Source organism: Rhizobium sp. SU303 (assembly GCF_021052345.1).
Classification (GTDB): Bacteria; Pseudomonadota; Alphaproteobacteria; order Rhizobiales; family Rhizobiaceae; genus Rhizobium; species Rhizobium laguerreae.
In genome coordinates, this window is sequence record NZ_CP088095.1 from 2,136,227 (window position 1) to 2,157,884 (window position 21,658).

At 61.5% G+C, this 21,658-nt stretch carries 23 protein-coding genes and 3 pseudogenes; 14 read left to right on the top strand and 12 right to left on the bottom strand.

The window, feature by feature from the left end; all coding sequences use genetic code 11:
• The first annotated feature begins 251 nt into the window (after positions 1-251).
• The gene (locus RlegSU303_RS10705) at positions 252-764 is read left to right on the top strand and encodes a single-stranded DNA-binding protein (protein ID WP_094085982.1); all 513 of its coding nucleotides are present in this window, start codon (positions 252-254) and stop codon (positions 762-764) included.
• 99 nt (positions 765-863) lie between these two features.
• Here the strand turns inward: RlegSU303_RS10705 and RlegSU303_RS10710 are convergent, their stop codons facing one another.
• Complete coding sequence (locus RlegSU303_RS10710) at positions 864-1,511, bottom strand: MarC family protein (RefSeq protein WP_231283803.1); 648 nt, start codon at positions 1,509-1,511, stop codon at positions 864-866.
• 236 nt (positions 1,512-1,747) lie between these two features.
• On the opposite strand from RlegSU303_RS10710, the gene gyrA reads away from it, so the two are divergent.
• Positions 1,748-4,585 (top strand): DNA gyrase subunit A, encoded by a 2,838-nt coding sequence (gene gyrA, locus RlegSU303_RS10715; RefSeq protein ID WP_131720120.1) that lies wholly within the window; start codon positions 1,748-1,750, stop codon positions 4,583-4,585.
• Positions 4,586-4,739: 154 nt separating this feature from the next.
• On the opposite strand, the gene RlegSU303_RS34235 is transcribed toward gyrA, so the two are convergent.
• The 3 genes from RlegSU303_RS34235 to RlegSU303_RS10725 form a co-directional block, all read right to left on the bottom strand.
• The gene (locus RlegSU303_RS34235; protein WP_018445350.1) at positions 4,740-4,874 is read right to left on the bottom strand and encodes a hypothetical protein; all 135 of its coding nucleotides are present in this window, start codon (positions 4,872-4,874) and stop codon (positions 4,740-4,742) included.
• 36 nt (positions 4,875-4,910) lie between these two features.
• Entirely contained in the window at positions 4,911-5,048 is a 138-nt protein-coding gene (locus RlegSU303_RS10720; protein ID WP_165507539.1) for a hypothetical protein, read from the bottom strand.
• Positions 5,049-5,212: 164 nt separating this feature from the next.
• Complete coding sequence (locus RlegSU303_RS10725) at positions 5,213-5,476, bottom strand: hypothetical protein (RefSeq protein WP_131720119.1); 264 nt, start codon at positions 5,474-5,476, stop codon at positions 5,213-5,215.
• A gap of 90 nt (positions 5,477-5,566) precedes the next feature.
• Here RlegSU303_RS10725 and coaD point away from each other — a divergent pair, with 90 nt between their 5' ends.
• The 5 genes from coaD to tgt all read left to right on the top strand — a co-directional run bounded on the left by coaD (position 5,567) and on the right by tgt (position 9,511).
• Entirely contained in the window at positions 5,567-6,061 is a 495-nt protein-coding gene (gene coaD / locus RlegSU303_RS10730) for a pantetheine-phosphate adenylyltransferase (RefSeq protein ID WP_131720118.1), read from the top strand.
• A 50-nt stretch (positions 6,062-6,111) separates the two neighbouring features.
• Positions 6,112-6,684 (top strand): peptidylprolyl isomerase, encoded by a 573-nt coding sequence (locus RlegSU303_RS10735; protein WP_131720117.1) that lies wholly within the window; start codon positions 6,112-6,114, stop codon positions 6,682-6,684.
• 29 nt (positions 6,685-6,713) lie between these two features.
• The gene (locus tag RlegSU303_RS10740; protein WP_003539661.1) at positions 6,714-7,223 is read left to right on the top strand and encodes a peptidylprolyl isomerase; all 510 of its coding nucleotides are present in this window, start codon (positions 6,714-6,716) and stop codon (positions 7,221-7,223) included.
• 74 nt (positions 7,224-7,297) lie between these two features.
• Positions 7,298-8,380: a tRNA preQ1(34) S-adenosylmethionine ribosyltransferase-isomerase QueA gene (queA, locus tag RlegSU303_RS10745; RefSeq protein WP_131720116.1), complete on the top strand. Its 1,083-nt coding sequence runs from the start codon at positions 7,298-7,300 to the stop codon at positions 8,378-8,380.
• Complete coding sequence (gene tgt / locus RlegSU303_RS10750) at positions 8,381-9,511, top strand: tRNA guanosine(34) transglycosylase Tgt (RefSeq protein ID WP_131622719.1); 1,131 nt, start codon at positions 8,381-8,383, stop codon at positions 9,509-9,511.
• 31 nt (positions 9,512-9,542) lie between these two features.
• Here tgt and RlegSU303_RS10755 read toward each other — a convergent pair whose 3' ends face one another.
• The 6 genes and pseudogenes from RlegSU303_RS10755 to RlegSU303_RS10780 all read right to left on the bottom strand — a co-directional run bounded on the left by RlegSU303_RS10755 (position 9,543) and on the right by RlegSU303_RS10780 (position 14,279).
• Positions 9,543-9,971 carry a DUF4864 domain-containing protein gene (locus tag RlegSU303_RS10755; protein WP_131622721.1) on the bottom strand — a complete coding sequence of 143 codons (429 nt, stop codon included), beginning with the start codon at positions 9,969-9,971 and terminating at the stop codon, positions 9,543-9,545.
• An 81-nt stretch (positions 9,972-10,052) separates the two neighbouring features.
• Complete coding sequence (gene fabF / locus RlegSU303_RS10760) at positions 10,053-11,318, bottom strand: beta-ketoacyl-ACP synthase II (RefSeq protein WP_131622723.1); 1,266 nt, start codon at positions 11,316-11,318, stop codon at positions 10,053-10,055.
• A gap of 13 nt (positions 11,319-11,331) precedes the next feature.
• Positions 11,332-11,838: a winged helix-turn-helix transcriptional regulator gene (locus RlegSU303_RS10765; RefSeq protein WP_131622782.1), complete on the bottom strand. Its 507-nt coding sequence runs from the start codon at positions 11,836-11,838 to the stop codon at positions 11,332-11,334.
• Between the two features lie 46 nt (positions 11,839-11,884).
• Positions 11,885-12,052: a hypothetical protein gene (locus RlegSU303_RS10770; RefSeq protein ID WP_165504159.1), complete on the bottom strand. Its 168-nt coding sequence runs from the start codon at positions 12,050-12,052 to the stop codon at positions 11,885-11,887.
• Positions 12,053-12,095: 43 nt separating this feature from the next.
• A pseudogene (locus tag RlegSU303_RS10775) lies at positions 12,096-12,287 on the bottom strand (hypothetical protein); the annotation flags it as partial.
• Between the two features lie 129 nt (positions 12,288-12,416).
• Complete coding sequence (locus RlegSU303_RS10780; RefSeq protein ID WP_168280253.1) at positions 12,417-14,279, bottom strand: calcium-binding protein; 1,863 nt, start codon at positions 14,277-14,279, stop codon at positions 12,417-12,419.
• 130 nt (positions 14,280-14,409) lie between these two features.
• Here RlegSU303_RS10780 and RlegSU303_RS34345 point away from each other — a divergent pair.
• Positions 14,410-15,112 (top strand): annotated as a pseudogene (locus RlegSU303_RS34345) (alpha-amylase family glycosyl hydrolase); the annotation flags it as partial.
• A gap of 22 nt (positions 15,113-15,134) precedes the next feature.
• Here RlegSU303_RS34345 and RlegSU303_RS10795 read toward each other — a convergent pair.
• Both RlegSU303_RS10795 and RlegSU303_RS34350 read right to left on the bottom strand, forming a co-directional pair.
• Entirely contained in the window at positions 15,135-15,323 is a 189-nt protein-coding gene (locus RlegSU303_RS10795) for a hypothetical protein (RefSeq protein ID WP_029875172.1), read from the bottom strand.
• Positions 15,324-15,465: 142 nt separating this feature from the next.
• Positions 15,466-15,885: pseudogene (locus RlegSU303_RS34350) on the bottom strand (hypothetical protein).
• Between the two features lie 11 nt (positions 15,886-15,896).
• On the opposite strand from RlegSU303_RS34350, the gene RlegSU303_RS10805 reads away from it, so the two are divergent.
• The 6 genes from RlegSU303_RS10805 to RlegSU303_RS10830 all read left to right on the top strand — a co-directional run bounded on the left by RlegSU303_RS10805 (position 15,897) and on the right by RlegSU303_RS10830 (position 21,606).
• Positions 15,897-16,292 (top strand): hypothetical protein, encoded by a 396-nt coding sequence (locus RlegSU303_RS10805; RefSeq protein WP_131645684.1) that lies wholly within the window; start codon positions 15,897-15,899, stop codon positions 16,290-16,292.
• A gap of 219 nt (positions 16,293-16,511) precedes the next feature.
• Positions 16,512-17,342 carry a metallophosphoesterase family protein gene (locus RlegSU303_RS10810; RefSeq protein WP_094085974.1) on the top strand — a complete coding sequence of 277 codons (831 nt, stop codon included), beginning with the start codon at positions 16,512-16,514 and terminating at the stop codon, positions 17,340-17,342.
• Positions 17,339-18,565: an ABC transporter ATP-binding protein gene (locus RlegSU303_RS10815; RefSeq protein WP_151518629.1), complete on the top strand. Its 1,227-nt coding sequence runs from the start codon at positions 17,339-17,341 to the stop codon at positions 18,563-18,565. Before RlegSU303_RS10810 ends, RlegSU303_RS10815 begins: the two co-directional genes overlap by 4 nt.
• On the top strand, positions 18,558-19,481 hold the full coding sequence (locus tag RlegSU303_RS10820) for a carbohydrate ABC transporter permease (RefSeq protein WP_094085972.1): 924 nt from the start codon (positions 18,558-18,560) through the stop codon (positions 19,479-19,481). Before RlegSU303_RS10815 ends, RlegSU303_RS10820 begins: the two co-directional genes overlap by 8 nt.
• Complete coding sequence (locus RlegSU303_RS10825) at positions 19,478-20,314, top strand: carbohydrate ABC transporter permease (RefSeq protein ID WP_151518627.1); 837 nt, start codon at positions 19,478-19,480, stop codon at positions 20,312-20,314. Before RlegSU303_RS10820 ends, RlegSU303_RS10825 begins: the two co-directional genes overlap by 4 nt.
• 26 nt (positions 20,315-20,340) lie before the next feature.
• Positions 20,341-21,606: an ABC transporter substrate-binding protein gene (locus RlegSU303_RS10830; RefSeq protein ID WP_131645688.1), complete on the top strand. Its 1,266-nt coding sequence runs from the start codon at positions 20,341-20,343 to the stop codon at positions 21,604-21,606.
• Positions 21,607-21,658: the final 52 nt, after the last annotated feature.

The window sequence follows — 21,658 nt, forward strand, 5'->3', positions numbered from 1 at the left end:
TATTTAGTGATGCCGACGGGCGAGTCGAGGCTGAATATCCGCAAGGGCTCAAGGTTTTCGATTCTGTTGACAGGATCATACGGATAAACTAGAACAAATAAAGAACAAAATTCCTGATGAATGCATGCGGCTTTCTGATGGGATAAACATGTGGATTAATTGCCGCCCATGCGCATCGGCGGTCCGTGATGGTTTAAGGTGCGCCGATCGATTAAACGCCGCCGGGCAGGGCGGCAGGCAGGGTGAGAAGCATGGCTGGTAGCGTGAATAAGGTAATTCTGATTGGAAACGTCGGTGCGGACCCGGAAATCCGCCGCACACAGGATGGCCGGCCGATCGCCAATCTTCGTATCGCGACCTCGGAGACCTGGCGCGACCGCAATTCCGGCGAGCGCCGTGAAAAGACCGAATGGCACACCGTCGTCGTCTTCAACGAAGGCCTTTGCAAGGTCGTCGAGCAATATGTGAAGAAGGGCGCCAAGCTCTATATCGAAGGCCAGCTGCAGACCCGCAAATGGCAGGACCAGCAGGGCCAGGATCGCTACAGCACGGAAGTGGTGCTGCAGGGTTTCGGTTCGACGCTGACGATGCTCGACGGCCGCGGTGAAGGCGGCGGCGCGAGCGGCGGCCGTGGCAGTGGCGCCGGCGGCAACGATTATGGCGACGATTACGGCGCCCCGGCGCCCGCTTCATCGCCGAGCCGCGGCGGTGGCAGCGGCGGCGGCAACTTCTCGCGGGATCTCGACGACGATATCCCGTTCTGATCAATGGCCTTTCCTGGCTTGGTGAGAGACGTGAGAGAGCATGATGCCTTGGATGGCGTCATGCTCTTTTTCGTTGATCTCGCGGCAGATGCCGCCATGTCAGTGCGGTGTCGCGCTGATGAGGTTAAACGCCGACTTCGCCCCATCGACGACGAATTGTGCGGCAAGGGCGGCGAGGATGACGCCGAGGAGCCGGGTCAGGATGGCCCGGCCGGTGACGCCGAGGAAACGATCCAGCCTTTCGGCGATGAGCAGCATGACGAAGGTCAGCAGCAGATTGGCGGCAATGACGCCGATCAGCTGCGCTTTTCCGATCGAGGTGGCGAGCGTGCCGGCAAGCAGGATCGTCGCCGAAATCGCACCCGGGCCGGCAATCAGCGGCAAGGCCAGGGGGAAGACGGCGATATTCTCGATATGATCCTTGGTGATCGCCGCCTCGGTCGCCTTCTCCTTGCGTTCCTGCCGCCTCTCGAACACCATCTCGAAGGCGATCCAGAAGAGCAGCAGCCCGCCTGCGATCCGGAAGGCGCCGATCGAAATTCCGAGCACGCCGAGCACGCCGGCGCCAAACAGCGCGAAGACGGCAAGGATGATGAAGGCGATGACCGAGCCGCGCAGCGCCACCTGCTTGCGCTCGGTTCGGCTCATGCCTGTCGTCAGGCCCAGAAAGATCGGCGCAAGCCCCGGTGGATCGATGGTGACGAGAAGCGTCGTGAAGGCGTGGATCAATTGGTCGGCGCTTGCCATCGGCTCTCCGAAACCCCATATGGGTGCGTGGTTTTGATGATTGTGAAGTGGGGATTCCGATTTGGCAAATATCCCGCGCCGGCCCGCGGCGGATTTGTCCGGTCCGGCCGCGCAACTTGCATGTTTTACCCTCTTTAAGCCGCAAAAGCCTGTTCAAAACGCGCTGTGAAATTGGCGCGGCAACAGGCTTTCCGCTATAAATCTTCAAGTGATTCTAGAAGAGATCGTGATCTGTTTTGACTGAGCAAACACCCCCCGGCGGCGGGAAGCTCCCGCCAGGCATCGAGCCCATCTCCATCATGGAGGAAATGCAGCGGTCGTATCTCGATTACGCCATGAGCGTCATCGTCAGCCGCGCGCTGCCCGACGTGCGCGACGGCCTGAAGCCCGTGCACCGGCGCATCCTCTACGGCATGTCCGAACTCGGCATCGACTGGAACAAGAAATACGTCAAATGCGCCCGCGTCACCGGTGACGTGATGGGTAAATTCCATCCGCACGGCAATTCCGCGATCTATGATGCGCTCGCCCGCATGGCGCAGCCTTGGTCGCTGCGGCTGCCGCTGATCGACGGTCAGGGCAATTTCGGCTCGGTCGATGGTGATCCGCCGGCGGCTGAACGTTATACCGAATGCCGCCTCGAAAAGGCTGCCCACTCGCTGCTCGACGATCTCGACAAGGAAACCGTCGATTTCCGCGACAACTACGACGGCACGCTCTCCGAGCCGGTCGTGGTGCCCGCCAAGTTCCCGAACCTGCTGGTCAACGGCGCCGGCGGCATCGCTGTCGGCATGGCGACCAACATCCCGCCGCACAATCTCTCCGAAGTCATCGACGGCTGCGTCGCGCTGATCGACGACCCGGCCATCGAGCTGCCGGAACTGATGCAGATCATTCCCGGCCCCGACTTCCCGACGGGTGCAAAGATCCTCGGCCGTGCCGGCATCCGCTCTGCCTATGAGACCGGCCGCGGCTCCGTCATCATGCGCGGCGTCGCTGCCATCGAGCCGATGCGCGGTGACCGCGAGCAGATCATCATCACCGAGATTCCCTACCAGGTGAACAAGGCGACGATGATCGAGAAGATGGCCGAGCTGGTGCGCGACAAGCGCATCGAAGGCATCTCCGACCTGCGCGACGAATCCGACCGCCAGGGTTATCGCGTCGTCGTCGAGCTGAAGCGCGATGCCAATGCCGAGGTCATCCTCAACCAGCTTTATCGTTATACGCCGCTGCAGACCTCCTTCGGCTGCAACATGGTGGCGCTGAACGGCGGCAAGCCCGAACAGCTGACGCTGCTCGACATGCTGCGCGCTTTCGTCTCCTTCCGCGAGGAAGTTGTTAGCCGGAGAACGAAATTCCTGCTGCGTAAGGCGCGTGACCGCGCCCATGTATTGGTCGGTCTCGCCATTGCCGTCGCCAATATCGACGAAGTCATTCGCGTCATCCGCCAGGCGCCCGATCCGCAGTCGGCCCGCGAAGAGCTGATGACCCGCCGCTGGCCGGCGGAAGATGTCGAAAGCCTGATCCGTCTGATCGACGATCCGCGCCATCGCATCAACGAGGATCTCACCTACAACCTCTCGGAAGAGCAGGCCCGCGCGATCCTCGAACTGCGCCTTGCCCGCTTGACGGCCCTTGGCCGCGACGAAATCGGCGATGAACTCAACAAGATCGGCGAGGAAATCAAGGACTATCTCGATATTCTCTCCTCGCGCGTTCGCATCCAAACCATCGTCAAGGATGAGCTCATCGCCGTCCGCGACGAGTTCGGCACGCCGCGCCGCACCGAGATCGTCGATGGCGGCCTCGAAATGGACGACGAGGATCTGATCGCCCGCGAAGACATGGTCGTTACCGTCTCGCATCTCGGTTATATCAAGCGTGTGCCGCTGACCACCTACCGCGCCCAGCGGCGCGGCGGCAAGGGTCGCTCCGGCATGACCACCCGCGATGAGGATTTTGTTAGCCGGCTATTTGTCGTCAATACCCATACGCCTGTGCTGTTCTTCTCCTCGCGCGGCATCGTCTACAAGGAGAAGGTCTGGCGCCTGCCGATCGGCACTCCAACCTCGCGTGGCAAGGCGCTGATCAACATGCTGCCACTCGCACCCGGCGAGCGCATCACCACGATCCTGCCATTGCCCGAGGACGAGACGAGCTGGGACAATCTCGACGTCATGTTCTCGACGACGCGCGGCACGGTTCGCCGCAATAAGCTGTCGGACTTCGTCCAGGTCAATCGCAACGGCAAGATCGCCATGAAGCTCGAGGAGGAGGGCGACGAAATCCTCTCCGTCGAGACCTGCACGGAAGATGACGACGTGCTCTTGACGACGGCGCTCGGCCAGTGCATCCGCTTCTCCGTCGATGACGTCCGGGTCTTTGCCGGCCGCAACTCGATCGGCGTGCGCGGCATCAATCTCGGCGATAGCGACCGCATCATCTCCATGACGATCGTTGGTCATGTCGATGCCGAGCCGTGGGAGCGTTCTGCCTATCTCAAGCGTTCCGCCACCGAACGTCGGGCGACGGGCGTGGATGAAGAGGATATTGCGCTGGTCGGTGAAGAAGTCACCGAGGAGGGACAGCTCTCCGACGAGCGCTATGACGAGTTGAGAGCACGCGAACAATTCGTGCTCACCGTCTCCGAAAAGGGCTTCGGCAAGCGTTCGTCCTCCTACGACTTCCGTATCTCCGGCCGCGGCGGCAAGGGCATCCGCGCCACCGACACGTCGAAGACCGGCGAGATCGGCGAGCTGGTCGCGGCCTTCCCTGTCGATGACGGCGACCAGATCATGCTGGTCTCCGATGGCGGTCAGTTGATCCGCGTGCCGGTAGGCGGCATCCGAATTGCCAGCCGCGCCACCAAGGGCGTCACCATCTTCTCGACGGCCAAGGACGAGAAGGTCGTCTCGGTGGAGCGCATCAGCGAGCCGGAGGAGGATGAGACGGAAGAGGCTGTCGAGGTCGCCGAAGGCGCCCCCGCTACCGACGAGGGTGCTGCCGGCAAAGGTGCCGGCGACGAGGCGCCGATTGCCGATGACGATCCGGCCGGGCCTGCCGAGGAATGACCAAATGAACGGGGCGGCTTCGAGCCGCCCTTTTCTTTTCAATGGTTTAGGACGACACCCAAAGAAAAAGCCGGACGCTGGGTGCATCCGGCTTTGAATGGCCCTGGCGACGGAAGGGTGCCGCTCAAGGGTGGGAAGAGGAGAGAAAGGAACGTCAGAATGCTCTATGTTTTTCGTTCAGAGCCTTCACCTCTTCGCCTTCGCGCCGGAGCGCTGAAATCGTCGAGGCCACAGACACGATGAACATGACGCTGATAAGGGCGGTGAGCACTGTCAAGATCGTGAACATAGGCATTCCTTTCCTGGGGAGTTGCGTTCTCGCCCCTCAGTACTGGCCCAGCACGGCCGTACGGGCCGAAGCATAGGGACCATAAACCTTGGACGTATCGACCTTCTGATCATAGAGAGCGACAGTTGCGGTCAGCATGCCCGTGACCATTACCATCCAGAGCACGTTAATCATTGTAATCTTGCCGGGCATTTTTAATCCTTCCGCGCCGCTCTATGTATCGGTTGAATGAACGCATCCGTCTGTAAATGGTTCCGCCGGATGTTGATCGGGTGTTTACCAATGCCGATCTGAAGCGACCTTGAATGTCTCGTTCATCTGGCATTCAGATTCGAAGCTCATTTTTCGCGCAGCCGGCCCTGGGCGCGCACGATCGCCGCATGCTCGGCAAGCTCCGGCCGCACCCAGCTCATCTCGTATCGATCGGCGAAATAGCCATAAGCCATCTCGGCGGCGAGGGAGGAAACGACGGCAAGTGCAACGAGCACGATCAGCATGGACCTGGTCTTTCGGGGAGCGCCGGATGCCGGAATGGCATCGGCTGCTTTGATGATCGGAGTTAAGCAGATCCTGTCTGAAACCGCCTTGAACGGCACATTCATCCGCCATTCAGCCGCCCGGAACGACTGGCCAAATCACTTGCGAGAAGGCGTCATCCGTGACAAAAGGCGTCAAACCAACGGTCGGGCCACATGACGACAGCTTTCTATCCGGGGTCCTTCGACCCGATCACCAATGGGCATGTGGATGTTCTGGTCCAGGCGCTCAACGTCGCCGAAAAGGTGATCGTCGCGATCGGCATCCATCCCGGCAAGGCGCCGCTCTTTTCCTTCGAGGAGAGAGCTGAGCTGATCCGCCGGTCTCTGGCTGAAGCGCTGCCTGGCAAGACCGGCGACATCACCGTCGTCTCCTTCGACAATCTGGTCGTCGATGCCGCCCGCATCCATGGCGCCACGCTGTTGATCCGCGGTCTGCGCGACGGAACCGACCTCGATTACGAAATGCAGATGGCCGGCATGAACCGGACGATGTCGCCCGATATCCAGACCATCTTTTTGCCGGCGGGCACGGCATCGCGGCCCATTACCGCCACATTGGTCCGCCAGATCGCCGCCATGGGCGGCGATGTCAGCGCTTTTGTGCCGGCCGCCGTCTTGCAAGCCCTCACATCCAAGCGCCCAAACTAGCAAACTAGCAAGCGCAAAGACTAGGCGGAACCCGCCGCAATGGAGCTCATATGAAACTCTTTTATCTCGCATTTGCCGGCGTGTTGTATCTCGCCTCCTTCGCGGGGGATGCCTTCGCCCAGTCGGCCGATCATTATCTCACTATCCAGCTGAAGAACGGCCCCGTCGTCATCCAGCTCATGCCTGAGGTGGCGCCAAAGCATGTCGCCCAGATCGAGGCGCTGGCCAAGAAGGGCGAATATGACAATGTCGCCTTCCACCGCGTCATCGATGGCTTCATGGCCCAGACTGGCGACGTCAAATACGGCAACATGGAAAAGGGTTTCGATGCTAACCTCGCCGGCACCGGCTCCTCTGACATGGCTGACATCCCGGCTGAATTCTCCAAGTCCCCCTTCGTGCGCGGCACGGTCGGCATGGCTCGCTCGCAGGATCCGAATTCCGCCAATTCGCAGTTCTTCATCATGTTCGCCGACGGTTCCTTCCTGAACGGCCAGTATACCGTCGTCGGCAAGGTCGTCTCCGGCATGGAGAATGTCGACAAGATCAAGAAGGGCGAAGGCCAGAACGGCGAAGTCAAAAGCCCAGACCGGATGATCAAGGTCACCCTGGGCAACAAGTAAGTTACGAAAGAAAACTAGAGGAGAAGACAATGGCCGAGATCAAGGATCCCGAAAACACCGTCATTCTGGAAACCACCAAGGGCAAGGTTGTCATTCAGCTTTTGCCGCAGGTCGCCCCGGAGCATGTCGCCCGCATCAAGGAACTCGCTCGCGAGAAGGCCTATGACGGCGTCGTTTTCCACCGCGTCATCCAGGATTTCATGGCCCAGACGGGCGATGTCGAATTCGGCAAGAAGGGCTCGGAAACCTTCAATCCCAGCCGTGCCGGCATGGGCGGCTCTTCGAAGCCGGATCTGAAGGCCGAATTCTCCGCGACCACGCATACGCGCGGCACCTGCTCGATGGCTCGTTCGCAGAACCCGAACTCGGCCAATTCGCAGTTCTTCATCTGCTTCACCGACGCGCCTTGGCTGAACAAGCAGTATTCCGTCTGGGGCCAGGTCATCGAAGGCATGGACAACGTCGACAAGATCAAGCGCGGCGAGCCGGTTTCCGATCCGGACTCGATCGTCTCCATGCGGGTTGCCGCCGACGTCTGATTGTGATTTCTGCTGAAACCCGCCCTTGCGCATAGCTGCGCGGGGCGGGTTTCGCTTTGCCTGAAAGTGCCCTGATGCGCGTAGACCTTTTCGATTTCGATCTGCCCGACGAACGCATAGCGTTGAGGCCCGCTGAGCCGCGCGACAGCGCGCGCCTGCTCGTCATCGATCCGAATGCGGAAAACAGTCTGTCAGACCATCGCGTCGGCGATCTCACCTCCTTCCTGCGGGCTGGCGACGCGCTGGTCTTCAACGATACCAAGGTCATTCCCGCCCAGCTCGAAGGCATCCGCCATCGCGACGGCGCCGGCGGCCAGCAGGTGTCGGCAACGCTGCACATGCGCACCGGCCCCAACCGCTGGAAGGCCTTCGCCAAGCCGGGCAAGCGTATCAAGGAGGGCGACCGCATCTCCTTCGGCCATTCCGGCGAAAGCTGCCTTCTCGGCTCGCTCGATGCCACCGTCGAGGAAAAGGGCGAGGCCGGCGAGGTGACGCTGCTGTTTGATCTCTCAGGCCCTGCGCTCGACGAGGCGATCGCCGCCGTCGGCCATATCCCGCTGCCGCCCTATATCGCCGCAAAGCGCCCCGAGGACGAGCGCGACCGCGCCGATTACCAAACGATCTATGCGCGCGAGGAGGGCGCCGTTGCCGCGCCGACAGCCGGCCTGCACTTCACGCCCGCGCTGTTCGAAGCGCTCGACAAGGCCGGCATTGAACGCCATTTCGTCACCCTGCATGTCGGTGCCGGCACCTTCCTGCCGGTCAAGGCCGACGATACCGCCGATCACAAGATGCATCTCGAAAGCGGCTATGTCAGCGCCGAGATCGCCGCCCGGCTGAATGCCGTGCGGGAAAGAGGCGGGCGCATCGTCTGTGTCGGCACGACCTCGTTGCGGCTCATCGAGAGTGCAGCCGAGGAAAGCGGAGAGATCATGCCCTGGGCCGGCGCTACCGGCATCTTCATCACGCCTGGTTACCGCTTCAAGGCGGTCGACATGCTGATGACCAATTTCCACCTGCCGCGCTCGACGCTGTTCATGCTGGTCTCGGCCTTTTCAGGCCTCGATACCATGCGCGCCGCCTATGACCACGCCATCCAGACGGGCTACCGCTTCTATTCCTATGGCGATGCCAGCCTTCTCTTCCGGAAAGACTAGATGACCGACACCTTCCAATTCACGCTAAAGAAGACCGATGGGGGCGCACGCCTCGGCCAGATCTCCATGCCGCGCGGCGAGATCCGCACGCCGGCCTTCATGCCGGTCGGCACCGTCGGCACCGTCAAGGCCATGTATCTCGACCAGGTGCGCGAGACCGGCGCCGACATCATCCTCGGCAATACCTATCACCTGATGCTGCGCCCGACGGCCGAGCGCGTCGCCCGCCTCGGCGGCCTGCATAAGCTCATTCGCTGGGAGCATCCGATCCTGACCGATTCCGGCGGCTTCCAGGTCATGTCGCTGTCCGGCCTGCGCAAGCTCGACGAGCAGGGCGTCACCTTCAAGTCGCATGTCGACGGCAGCCTGCACCATATGTCTCCGGAACGCTCCATCGAAATCCAGGGGCTGCTGGGCTCCGACATTCAGATGCAGCTCGACGAATGCGTGGCGCTGCCGGCCGAGCCGAAGGAGATCGAGCGCGCCATGGAAATGTCGCTGCGCTGGGCAGAGCGTTGCAGGGTCGCCTTCGGCGAGCAGCCCGGCAAGGCGATGTTCGGCATCGTCCAGGGCGGCGACATTCCGGTACTGCGCATCCGCTCGGCCGAGGCGCTGAGCCAGCTCGACCTCAAGGGCTATGCAATCGGCGGCCTTGCCGTCGGCGAGCCGCAGGACGTGATGCTGCAGATGCTGGAAACGACGTTGCCGGTGCTTCCCAGCGAAAAGCCGCGTTACCTCATGGGCGTCGGCACGCCTGATGATATCCTGAAATCCGTCGCCCGCGGCATCGACATGTTCGACTGCGTCATGCCGACCCGTTCGGGCCGCCATGGCCTGGCTTTTACCCGCCGCGGCAAGGTCAATATCCGCAATGCCCGCCATGCCGAGGATATGCGCCCGCTCGACGAACAGTCGAACTGCCCGGCCTCGCGCGACTATTCCCGCGCCTACCTGCACCATCTCGTCCGCGCCAACGAGGCGCTCGGCGGCATGCTGCTCTCCTGGCACAATCTCGCCTATTACCAGGAACTGATGCAGGGCATCCGCAAGGCGATCGCCGAAGGCCGCTTCGCCGATTTCATGGCGGAAACGCAGGAGGAATGGGCGAGGGGCGATCTCGAACCCGTTTGATCCAATCAGACGAAGTTTGATCAGATCGGGATCAAATGCCCTTGCTGTCCGCGTCCGGCATGATCTGCACGCCGTTGATCCTGTAGCTGCCGTCCGGCTGGCGCATGATCTGGTAGATCGCCGTCCAGTCCTTGCCGTCGCGGCCTGAAATCAGCACCTCGTGATAGATCAGCGCGCCGTTGTCGATCGAGCGGCTGCGCCCGAAGGCGTAATTGCCTGGGTGATAGACCGGCTCGTAGCTCTTCTTCACCATGGCGAAGAAGAGGTTCTTGTCGGGATACATCGCCCTGATACCAGGCGCGGCGAAGGAATAGGCGGTCTCGGCATCATCCTTGAGGAAGGCCTTGATCTGGTCCTCGATCATCGTCCGCGTCGTGTCGATCGGATCTTCGGCGCGGGCCGAGACAGGGGAGAGGAAGGACGCTGCACACAGGATAAGAACTGCGAAGAAGGCGCGCATGGGGTATCTCCGGCTCTATCGGGGAAAGGATCGCCGATAGAGCAGAAGTGTAGGCGATTTTCAGCGCAAGGAAAGTGGGCTTTACGACCAGCGGCGGAACAGGGCGCTGGCATTCACCCCGCCGAAGCCGAAACCGTTGGTAATTGCATAGTCCATCACCAGCGGCCGCGCCGCCTTGCCGACGATATCGATGCCGTCGGCGGCCGGATCCGCATGCTCCAGGTTGCGGGTCGGTGGCGCGATCTGGTCGCGTAGCGCAAGGATAGTGAAGATCGCCTCGAGCCCGCCGGCGGCGCCGAGCAGGTGGCCGGTCGCCGATTTCGTCGCGCTGACGGCGATACCGCCATTGCGGCCGAAGACCGTGCCGATCGCCGCGATCTCGCCTCTGTCACCGACCGGTGTCGAGGTCGCATGCGCGTTGAGATGCCTGACCTCCGAAGCGGGGATCTTTGCCTGCCGGAGTGCCGCCTCCATTGCCCGGCGCGCGCCGTCGCCGTCTTCGGGGCCTGAGGTCATGTGGTAGGCGTCCGCCGCCGTGCCATAGCCGACGAGTTCGGCGAGCGGCGTGGCGCCACGGATAAGCGCATGCTCCAGCGTCTCGATCACCAGGACGCCTGCACCTTCGCCCATGACGAAACCATCGCGCGCCGTGTCGAAGGGGCGAGACGCCAGCTTCGGCGTCTCGTTGAAACCGGTTGAAAGGGCACGCGCAGCGGCAAAGCCGCCGAGGCTCACCTTGTCGATGCAGGCCTCGGCACCGCCGCAGATCGCCACATCCGCTTCGCCGGAGCGGATCAGCCGCGCCGCATCGCCGATTGCCTGGACGCTGGCCGCACAGGCCGTCACGGGAGCCCCGAGCGGCCCCTTGAAGCCGTAACGGATACTGACCTGGCCGGCGGCGAGATTGACGAGGAAGGACGGCACGGTGAAGGGCGACAGCCGCCGCACGCCGCGCGTTTCGCCGATCCGCACCGCTTCGGCGATCGCGGGGAAGCCGCCGACGCCCGACGCGATGATCGTCGCGGTGCGCTCTCGCTCGCCTTCGTCGGTCGGCATCCAGCCCGCCTGCTTCACGGCTTCCTCCGTCGCCGCCATGGCAAAATGGATGAAGCGGTCCATCTTCTTCTGATCCTTCGGCGTGATGTAGCGGTCGGGATCGAAGCCGGCCTCAGCATCTTCGGCGATGCCGGGAACGATGCCGCCGACCTTGGCCGGGAGGTCGCCGACGATATCCTCCGTCAACACCCTCAACCCCGAACAGCCGTCGAGAAGGCGCTTCCAGGAAGGCTCGACGCCGGTGCCCAGCGGCGAGACAAGTCCCATGCCGGTAACAACGATACGATCCATTCTTTTGTCCTTTCTATGCATCGATGCCGAGATACCAGGCGCGCATGCGGGCGATCCGCTCGTGCACCTCGTCGTCGGCGGCGGGACCTGCAAGCAGGCTGGTGTTTTCTGGTGTCACTTCTTCGCCGGTTCGCGCATCGACCAGCACCGTCTGGCGCTCTCTGCCGGAAGCGGCATCGCCCAAGAGAAAGGCGAGGTCCTCTTCCGGGATGTGCCGGCTTCCCCAGGAAAACAGCGCCATCAGAACAGGAAAGAAGTCACGCCCCTTGTCCGTCAGCAGATATTCGTAGCGGGCGGGGCGCTGATTATAGAGACGCCGTTCGAACAGCCCCTTTTCCGCCAGATGTTTCAGCCGCCGCGTCAGGATGTTCGGCGCCACGCCGAGGCTTTTCTGGAATTCGTCGAAGCGCGAAAGCCCCTGAAAGGCATCGCGCAGGATCAGGATGCTCCACCAGTCGCCGACGCTGTCGAGCGCGCGCGCCGCCGGGCATTTGAAGTCGCTGAAGCTCGTCCGCTGCATGATGATAGTCACTAGAGCAATGACTATCATCATGCAAGTTAGTATATCAAACGTCGCCTTCGAAAATACGGGCGAGCAGGATGCCGGTGACGAGCATGCCCGCTGCCACGAAGATCGTGTCGCCCGGCGTGCCGATATAGAGCGGCCCGACATTACAGCGCCGCGCGTCTTTTAAGACGCGCAAAGGACGCTGTAACACTTTGAATTGCTGCATAATTTTATCCTTAAATCGATTCCGATTTAAGGAATTATGCAGTGGCAAACAGCAGGAAGGCGATGAGGAAATTCGCCCAGCCCCAGACGACATTCGCTGTCGGTGAGCCGAGCTTTGCCCCTTGCGCGAATGGGATGCGGAACGGCCTGCCGCTGACGCCGTTGACGAAATGCGGAATGCCGTTGGTCAGAAAGGCTGCGGCGATGAAATGGACGATATAGGCGATCCAAGGCAAAGGCTTCTCCTGACGTGCATGGGTGGCGTCAACGGAGAATGTGGCCGGGATTCCGGCTCCGACAAGAGGAGGAGAGATGACTGCCCGTGAGGTTGTAGGCCCGCCCCGGAAGGAGGCGGGCCGACCGGGTCAGGCAAGCAAGAAATCTTTGAAGTGAAGTGCGGCGGAATTATCGAGATCCGCAACGTGGATGGCCGCGCCCGCTGCGCTTCCATCTGCGTCATAGGATAGAATGCCGCTCGCCTGATCGTAGATCAGCTTGTCATCCGCCTCGAGCGCTTTCGTTCCCAGAACGAAATTCTCATCCGAAAATCTGGATAGGCTGAGCGCCGCGAAAATTGAATGATCGAGCATCAGCTTGTCGCCCGCCGCGGAGGAAAAATCCCGGATCTTGTCGACGCTGGTGTTGTCGGGCTTCACATCGAAGACGAAGGAATCGCCTCCGCCCCCGCCGGTGAGAACGTCAGCACCGGCCTTGCCGATCAGCTTGTCGTTTCCGAGCCCGCCGACCAATCGATCGGCACCTTTGCCGCCGTTGAGAGAATTGTTTCCGTCGTTGCCGGTGAGAATGTTGGCTGTATTGTTGCCCGTCGCGTTCAGATTGGCCGTCCCGGTCAAGGTGAGGTTTTCGATCGTTCCGACCGTATGCTTCTGATCGGCCAGGCTGAAGGAGATCGACGCCTTGATGGTATCCGTTCCGCCGCCCCGGCTTTCATCGACGATTTGGTTGGCATTGGTCACGGTGAAGGTGTCGTTGCCGGTGCCGCCATAGAGATGATTGGTGGCCGGCGGCGTGCTGGCGCCGCTGCCTGCTATCTCGATGATCAAGGGATGGTCGACGACATCGAGCGTCAGCGACGAGACGTTGCTGAGGCTTTTGATCGCCGTCGTCCCGGTCAGCGGGTCGAAGACTTTCACGGAGCCGAACGAAGCACCGAGATTGACCTTGACGGCTGTTGCCGCCGCCTGAATGGCCGTGTCGGAGGACTGGTTCCAGATATCGGGCTCGTTCCAGATGATGATCTGGTAGCTTCCGTCCGATTTTTCCGTGAGCAGGCTACGGGCCGAGGACGGCATGCCATCGATCGAATAGTTGACGGTTCCCGCGCTGAAGCTCGCTTTTGTTGCGCCGTCGTCCTCAAGAATTTCGGTCAGGTTATGGATCGCCGTCGCAGCCGGCTTGGTCGAATAGTCGAGATGAAAAAGGCCGAAATGCTTTTCCTGATTGGCGCCCTGCGGATCGGAATAGGCGTCCAGCAGCTCGTAGATGAACGTGTTTTTCGAGCCGAGGGCCGCGCCGTCCATCAGCGTATTGAGCAGGAGCTTTGCCTGCGTCGCTTCACTGACGCCTTCCCAGCCGCCATTGCTGTCGGCGGTGAGCGAGGTGTGGTAACCGGTCTCGGTGATCGCTAGCGGCTTGCCCGGATCGGCAGCGCGCTGAACGCCGGCTTCGCGGGAAAGCCATGAATATGGCTGGTCGCCATCCTTCGCATAGGTGTGGATCGTCGTGTAGTCGGAGGCGGAAGCGACCGTATATCCGGTAAAGCCGAGAACGGGGATATTTTTCAGCAAGGGATCGGCGTTGACGGCGGCAGACAGGTCTTTCTGATAGGCGACCGCTGCGGCCTGACCGCTCAAGCCGTGATAGCTGACCGGCCAGTTGTTGACTTCGTTCGGACCTTCGATGCCGACGACCGATCCGGGATGGGCCTGCACGAAGTCATGCAGTCGCTGGGCGACGGTGGCGGGGTCGACTTCCCGCTGGGCGCTGAAGACGAACTGCACGCCGGCCTCGGCCGCATCGCCGAGATGCGTTTGTCCGTTGGGGTCGGAAGCGGTGTTGGGGGCGTGATCGCGAACCGTATCAAGGCCAAGATAGTCGAGAGCCTTAACAACTTCTCCGACATTGGAATATTTTCCGTCGGTGTAGTCGATATGCGTATCAATTCCAAAGGAACGAATAATATCGTTTATTCTGACGGCTTGAGCCATAGGTTTTTCTCCCAGTTCATGAGGGAATTGGCGATGGGAATATATCCCCAATTGCTGTCGATGATTCGATTTAATACACGACAAGGGCCGACGCAGTGTTGCCCGTTAACCATGATATATTGTCGTGAATGTGGCCCGTTCCGATGGCCGGCGCGCCGATCGCGCCGCCGCCTTCGGCGCTAAATTCTTAACAGTGGACCCGCACGATGCGGCTGATCAAGCCGCAGCTTTTCCTGACGGAAGAGGACTATTCGGACTGGTCGGCGATGACCGAGCCAAGCCTGACCGGCGACGGGCTCGGCTTCGATGCAACCTGGTACGGCGATTTTCATCACAACCTCGTCGAATATCACGGCGGCGCACAGGCGCAACTGTTGAGGAATGCCGGCTTCGGGGACAAGCGAGCGCTGACCATGTCGTCTGTTGCCGGCGCATTCCAAACGAGCGCGCGACAACCAGTCGCATGATGATTGCGGCAATCGCGAAGTATCGGCGCGAACCGCTGTTATCGCGGTCAATTTTGCACTGTTGTCGGCGAGACCAGGGCGCGGGCGAAGGCGAGCTCCAGGTTTGCGGCGGCGATGACGCTGCTATCGGCCGAGACGCTGATGTTTTTCATGGGCGAGGAAATCGGCGCCCAGAAACCCTATCGCTACAATGATTTCCTCAAGGACCGGGAGAATATCCTCGGCGAAACTGATGGCAGCGGGGCAGGGATGATTCGCTGTTATCGCGATCTGATCGCGCTCAGCATCCATCAGGATGCGATTCGCTCCCGCAACATCGTGCTGAATGCAGTGTTGCCGGCATCAGGCGTTCTGGTCTTTCGCAGGCTGTGAGCCACGCGCGGAACGGTCAGACAAAGCCGAGCGGCAGATTTTCCACTTTCCTGTCATTGCCGTAGTCGCGCTCATGCGGCGAACGACGACGGCCATCGCGGCGAGCGGAAAGATCGATGCGGTTTTCGGCGAAGATCCCATCGGGCCAGGTTCCGGTGTCATGGCAATCTGCGTCGATCTTGGGGGCAAGGATTTTCAGGATCATCAGGGTTCCTCCACGGCGCACCATCAACACTCGGAAAGGCCGTCTGGTTCCGTTTATAAACCCCGAATTATTAATAAATTAACCATAAGGCTTAAGGGCAAGGGTGTCGCCGCATCTATCCCGTCACACTCGCAAGGAGACATTAGTGGACGATTGAAGACGAAGACATCGACGCCAGCATCCCCTCGGTCGCCCGGATTAGCCGCGCTGCGTGCGCCATCACCTCGGCTCCGGCCTCCGTCTCGGCAGTCGCGGTTGCCATACCGTCCAGTCCGTCCGCCACCTGGATCAGTTTCGGCAGCATATCTGCGCGTCCGACCGCCTCGGTTAAATCTGGCGAACTTACGCAGCACCTCCGAATAGCTCGATATCAAAGCGAGTTTCTGGTCTGCGGGAATATTGGAGAACGAGAATTTCTCGAAAGGCGATAGCGGCAATTTCCGCATGGATGCGACCTATTGAACTGCCAATGAACTCGCATAGCCCAGGGCCTGTCGCCCTACGCGGAAATGGCGTTGCCGTGGAACTCCGGACTTGGATGGCCGTTGAGGTGCATGAACACAGGAGGTTTTCATGCAACTAATTGAGACTCGGGTGACACAGGCCGGCGACCTCTTCACTGTCGAATTCCTGGGCGAGGGAGGAGAATCGATTTCCGTCAAAATCGACAACTCCCACGGCGAACTCGACGATACGACGGCGGTCGACCACGCCAAGGTCATGATGGTTCAGTTGACCGCCTTTGCCGGCGGGGAAGCAGACGGCAGCATCAACCGCTACGATGCCTTGAGCAACGGCAATTTCGACGAAGGCAGCAAGGGCTTGATCGGCCAGCCGAGTGCGCGTTCGGCCGGCGACAGGCAAACGCTGGAAGAGGAACTCGATGAAGGCCTCGAAGACAGCTTTCCTGCAAGCGACCCTGTCTCGGCAACGGTGTCGTCCATTCCCGCCAACGCGCCACGGCACTGATTGCAACGCAATGTTGCAAGCGCCCGCGTGTTCTTGATTCAAATACAGGTCAAGGCTGCCCCCGTTCCGGCGGGCGGTCTGCGCCAGGATGACAGATTGATGTCAAAACTGAGAAACAGCTGAAAACCTCAGCTGTGTGATTGACATGGGAGCCTTCTAGAGAGGGCACGAGAAGGGAGCGCACGTGACGCGCTGCCGAGGTCTCGGAGACGCGCGCCCATGAAAATCATTCAGATCACCGACACCCATTTCAGTCCCGACAAGCCGCATTTCAACGGCAACTGGGCGCCGCTTTTGAGCTGGATCGAAGAGACCGGCGCGGACCTGATCGTCCATACCGGCGATCTCACCGTCGATGGCGCCGACAAGGACGCGGATATCACCTTCTCGATGGACCTGATGCGTCAGGTGTCGATCCCGATGCTGATCGTCCCCGGCAATCACGATGTCGGCCACCTCAAGGGATCGGATCAGCCCGTTAATGCCGAGCGGTTGTCCCGCTGGCGCAGCCTTGCCGGCGACGACCGCTGGCTGGAAGATGCGGGTGCCTGGCGCTTCATCGGATTGAACTCGCTGCTTCTCGGTCATGAGGATGACGAGGAGGAGGCGCAGTTCGAATGGCTCGACCAGGTGCTCTCCGACAGGGCAGGGCGGCGCGTGGCGCTATTCGCGCACAAGCCGCTCTTCGTCGATGCACCCGACGAAGGCGATACCGGATATTGGAGCGTTCGCCCGGCTCAGCGTCGGCGGCTCTATGATCTGATCGCCGCGCATGACGTGGCGCTGTTTGCGAGCGGGCATCTCCACTGGGCCTGGCGGGGACGCTTCGACAATACCCAACTGATATGGGGTCCGTCGGCTGCTTTCATCATCGACAAGATGGAGCGCGAGATGCCGGGTGAGCGCCTGATCGGCGCCGTCGTCCACGAGTTCGAGGCTTCGGTCGAAAGCACGATCGTCGCCGTTCCCGGCATGACCGCGCATGTACTCGACGATGTCGTGCACGAAGTCTACCCCCAGGCGGTCAAGCCGCGGGAGCCCGCCGAATGAGCGCGCTCTCGCTTCGCGGCATCACCAAGGCGTTCGGCGGCAACCAGATCCTTGATGGCGTCAGCCTGGATGTCGCCGCCGGCGAATTCATCGCGTTGGTCGGCCCTTCCGGCTGCGGTAAGAGCACGCTGCTGCGCGTCCTTGCCGGCCTCGACCACGCCGACCAGGGCGAGATCCTGATCGGCGGGCTGGATATGTCCGGCGTTGCGGCCGCCGACCGCAACATCGCCATGGTCTTTCAGTCCTACGCGCTTTATCCGCATTTGACGGCCTCTGAGAATATCGCCGTGCCCTTGGCGATGCGCCGGCTGTCGAGGATGCAGCGGCTGCCCTTCATCGGGTCGTTGATGCCGGGCCAGCGCGCCACCCGCAGGGCGATCGCCCGCGACGTCAGGGATATGGCGACATCGCTGAAGATCGACCACCTGCTCGACCGCAAGCCCGGCCAGATGTCGGGCGGCCAGCGCCAGCGCGTGGCGCTTGCCCGCGCCATGGTGCGCCAGCCGAGCATCTTCCTGATGGACGAACCGCTCTCCAATCTCGATGCCAATCTGCGCGTTCACGCCCGCGGCGAGATCGTCGACCTGCATCGCCGCGCCGGCGTACCGACGCTCTATGTCACCCACGACCAGGCGGAAGCGCTGTCCATGGCCGACCGTGTCGCCGTTATGATGGGCGGAAAACTGCTGCAGATCGCCAGCCCCGAGGTCATCTACGACGATCCCGCCCATATCGAGGTCGCCCGCTTCATCGGCCAGCCGCGCATCAATCTGCTGCCGGCATTTGCCGAAGGCGGCATCATTCTCTGCGGCGGCCTGCGCCTGACGCTTGAGAATGCACCCGGCGGCAAGATGCCAGTCACGCTCGCCATTCGCCCGGAATTCGTCTTTCTTTCCAAGAGCCGGCATGACGGCCTTGCCGCCCGGATCGAACGCGTCGAATTCCTGGGCTCCGAAGTCATCCTCCATTGCCGGCTCGAGGCGATCGGTGAGACTATCGTCGCCAAGGTTCAACCCTCCGAAGCCTCGGGCCTTGTGGCAGGCGATCCGGTCGGGCTGAGGCTTTCGCCCGGCCGCACGCTGATCTTTGCCGAGGACGGCAGTCGGCTGGCCGGCGGCGTTGCAACGGGTGATGCCGGGCTCGCCGCCGCCGATGCCGGGCTCGCTACAAGCGATGCCGGGCTCGCTAATAGCGATGCCCAGCGGGAGAGGGCGCATGGCTAGCATCGTTACCATGGCCGTGCCGGAGGATGCCGCCGTTGCGCATCGGCGTAGCGAGGCCCGCATCGCCTGGATGCTGGTGATGCCGGCGATCATCCTGCTGTTCCTCTTCGTGCTTTTGCCGGTTGTATCCGTCATCGTGCTCGGCTTTACCGATTTCGAACTCGGCTACGGCAAGTTCCGTTTCGTCGGCTTCGAGAATTACGCGCACCTGATCACCGACCGGACGTTTCGCAAGTCGCTGTGGAATACGACGGTGTACACGGCGATCGTCGCACCCGTCTCGATCCTTCTCGGCCTCGGCATCGCCATGCTGATCGAGAGCGAGACCAAGGCGCGCAGCTTCTTCCGCACCGCTTATTTCCTGCCGGTCGCCTCGCTGATCGTCGCCATGGCGACCGTCTGGCAGTATATGTTCCACCCCACAATCGGCCCGCTCAACGCACTGCTCGCCCTCGTCGGGCTTCCCGGCCCGAACTGGCTGGGCAGCTCCGGCACGGTGCTCTACAGCCTCTCGATCATCGGCGTCTGGCAATCGGCCGGCTTCAACATGGTGCTGTTCCTCGCCGGGCTGACGGCGATCCCGCGCGAGCTTTACGCGGCCGCCGAGGTCGACGGCGCCAGATCCTCCCTCGACCGTTTCCTGCTGGTGACCTGGCCGATGCTCGGGCCGACGACGCTCTTCGTCATCACCATCAGCATCACCAATTCAGTCAAGGTCTTCGAAACGGTGAAGACGCTGACCGAGGGCGGCCCGAACAAGGCGTCGGAGGTGCTGCTCTTCACGATCTACCAGGAGGGCTTCGTCTACCTGCGCGTCGGTTATGCTTCGGCGATGACGGTGGTTTTTCTGCTGATCCTGGTGGTGCTGATGTTCCTGCAGTACCGCGTTCTCGATCGCCGGGTGCATTACACATGATGACGAACGCTTTTTCCCTCGGCAGGATCATCCGCCTGACGCTGCTTTCGCTCGGCGCAATCATCTTCCTGTCGCCCTATGTCTTCATGATCTCGACGGCCGGCAAGGCCCAAAGCGACATCTTCACCTCGTCGCTGTCGTTGATCCCGGCGCACTTCACCTATGCCGAGAATTTTGCCAAGGCCTTGAGCCGAGTGCCGATGGCGCAGCTGTTGTGGAACGGCGTCGTCGTCTGCGGGCTGATCTTCTTTTTCCAGGTGCTGGTGGCAATCCCCTGCGCCTACGCCATGGCAAAGCTGCGCTTCGGCGCCGCCCGCGCCATGATGGTGCTTGTCATGCTCGGCCTGCTGGTGCCGATCCATGCGACCGCGCTGCCGCTCTATGTCGTATTCGACCGCGCCGCGCTGCTCAACAGCTATGCCGCCCTTGTCGCGCCCTTCACCATTTCGGTCTTCGCGATCTTCATGTTCCTGCAGTTCTTCCGCGCCATGCCCGACGATCTCATCCATGCCGCGCGTCTCGATGGCATGTCGGAACTCGGCATCGTCGCCCGCGTCATCGTGCCGAACGCCTGGCCGGCGGTCACCGCCTTCGCCATCTTCTCGGTCGTCGCCCATTGGAATGATCTCTACTGGCCGCTGATCGTCATCAGCAAGCAGGACTATGCCACGCCGCCGCTCGGCCTGATGTATTTTCGCGCCGCCGAGGCCGGCGACGACTACGGCGCGCTGATGGCGGCGACCCTCATCATTACCCTTCCCCTCGTCATCGCCTTCCTGCTTGCGCAGAAGCGCTTCGTCGAGGGCATCACCATGACCGGTCTCAAAGGCTGACCGGTTTCAACCCAGGAGAACGAGCGATGAAACATATCACCCAGCTTCTCGCCGCAGCGACCGTATCGATGGCAATCGCGCTTCCCGCGCATGCCGAGACGACGCTGACGGTTCACTACCCGATGCCGGGCTTCTTCAAGGACGTGATGGACACGATCTCGAAGAAGTTCATGGAAGAAAACCCAGATATCAAGATTCAGTTCGCCAGCCCGTCGGCGACCTATGAAGAAGGCATCCAGACGATCCTTCGCCAGGTCGGCACCAGCGAAATGCCCGATATCACCTTCATCGGCCTCAACCGTCTGCGCATGCTCGACGAACGCGACGTCGCCGTCGATCTCGGCCCGCTCGTCCAGAAGGACGGCAACATGGCCGAGCAGGGCTTCTCCGACACGATCCTCAAGCTTGCCCAGGTCAAGGGCAAGCAGGTGGGCCTGGCTTTTGCGACCTCCAACCCGATCATGTATTACAACGCCGATCTCGTGAAGGCGGCCGGCGGTGATCCTGAAAATCCGCCGAAGACCTGGGATGAGGTCATCGCGCTCGGCGGCAAGATCAAGGCGCTCGGCAATGGCGCCGATGGCATCGATTACCGCTGGCAGGGCGACGACTGGATGTTTTCGGCACTGCTCTTCGGCGCCGGCGGCAAGATGCTGAGCGACGACGAAAGCAAGGTCGCCTTCAACGGCCCGGAAGGTCAGAAGGCCGTCGAGGTCCTGCATCGTCTGGTGACCGAAGGCGGCATGCCTGTGTTCACCAAGGCCGCCGGTGAACAGGCTTTCGCAGCCGGCAAGGTCGGTTTCGAATTCCAGACCACAGGCGCGCTGCGCAACACGATCAAGAATGTCGGCAACAAGTTCGATCTGCGCACCGCCAGGATCCCGTTGATCGATCCGGTGAATGGCCGTCTGCCGACCGGCGGCAACGCCGTCGTCATCCTGACGCATGACGCCGCCAAGCAGGATGCCGCCTGGAAGTTCGCCAAATTCGCCGCCGGCCCTTATGGCGCTTCCGTCGTCGTGCCCGGCACCGGTTATGTCCCGAACAACGAGCTTGCCGCGAAGTCGGCCGATTATCTCGGCGATTTCTACAAGCAGAACCCGCTGTTCCAGGCAGGCCTCAGCCAGATGCCGGTGATGATCCCCTGGTATGCCTTCCCAGGCTCGAACGGCGTCAAGGTCACGCAGACAATCGTCGACAACCTCTCGCGCATCGTCGACCAGTCGGCCGAGCCGAAGGAAGCACTCGACGACGCAGCCGCCGATGTCGAGGGCATGCTGCCGCGCAGCTGATCGGCTTCCCGATCGGGAACAGGGCAGGGCCGCCACGCCGAGCGCGTGGCGG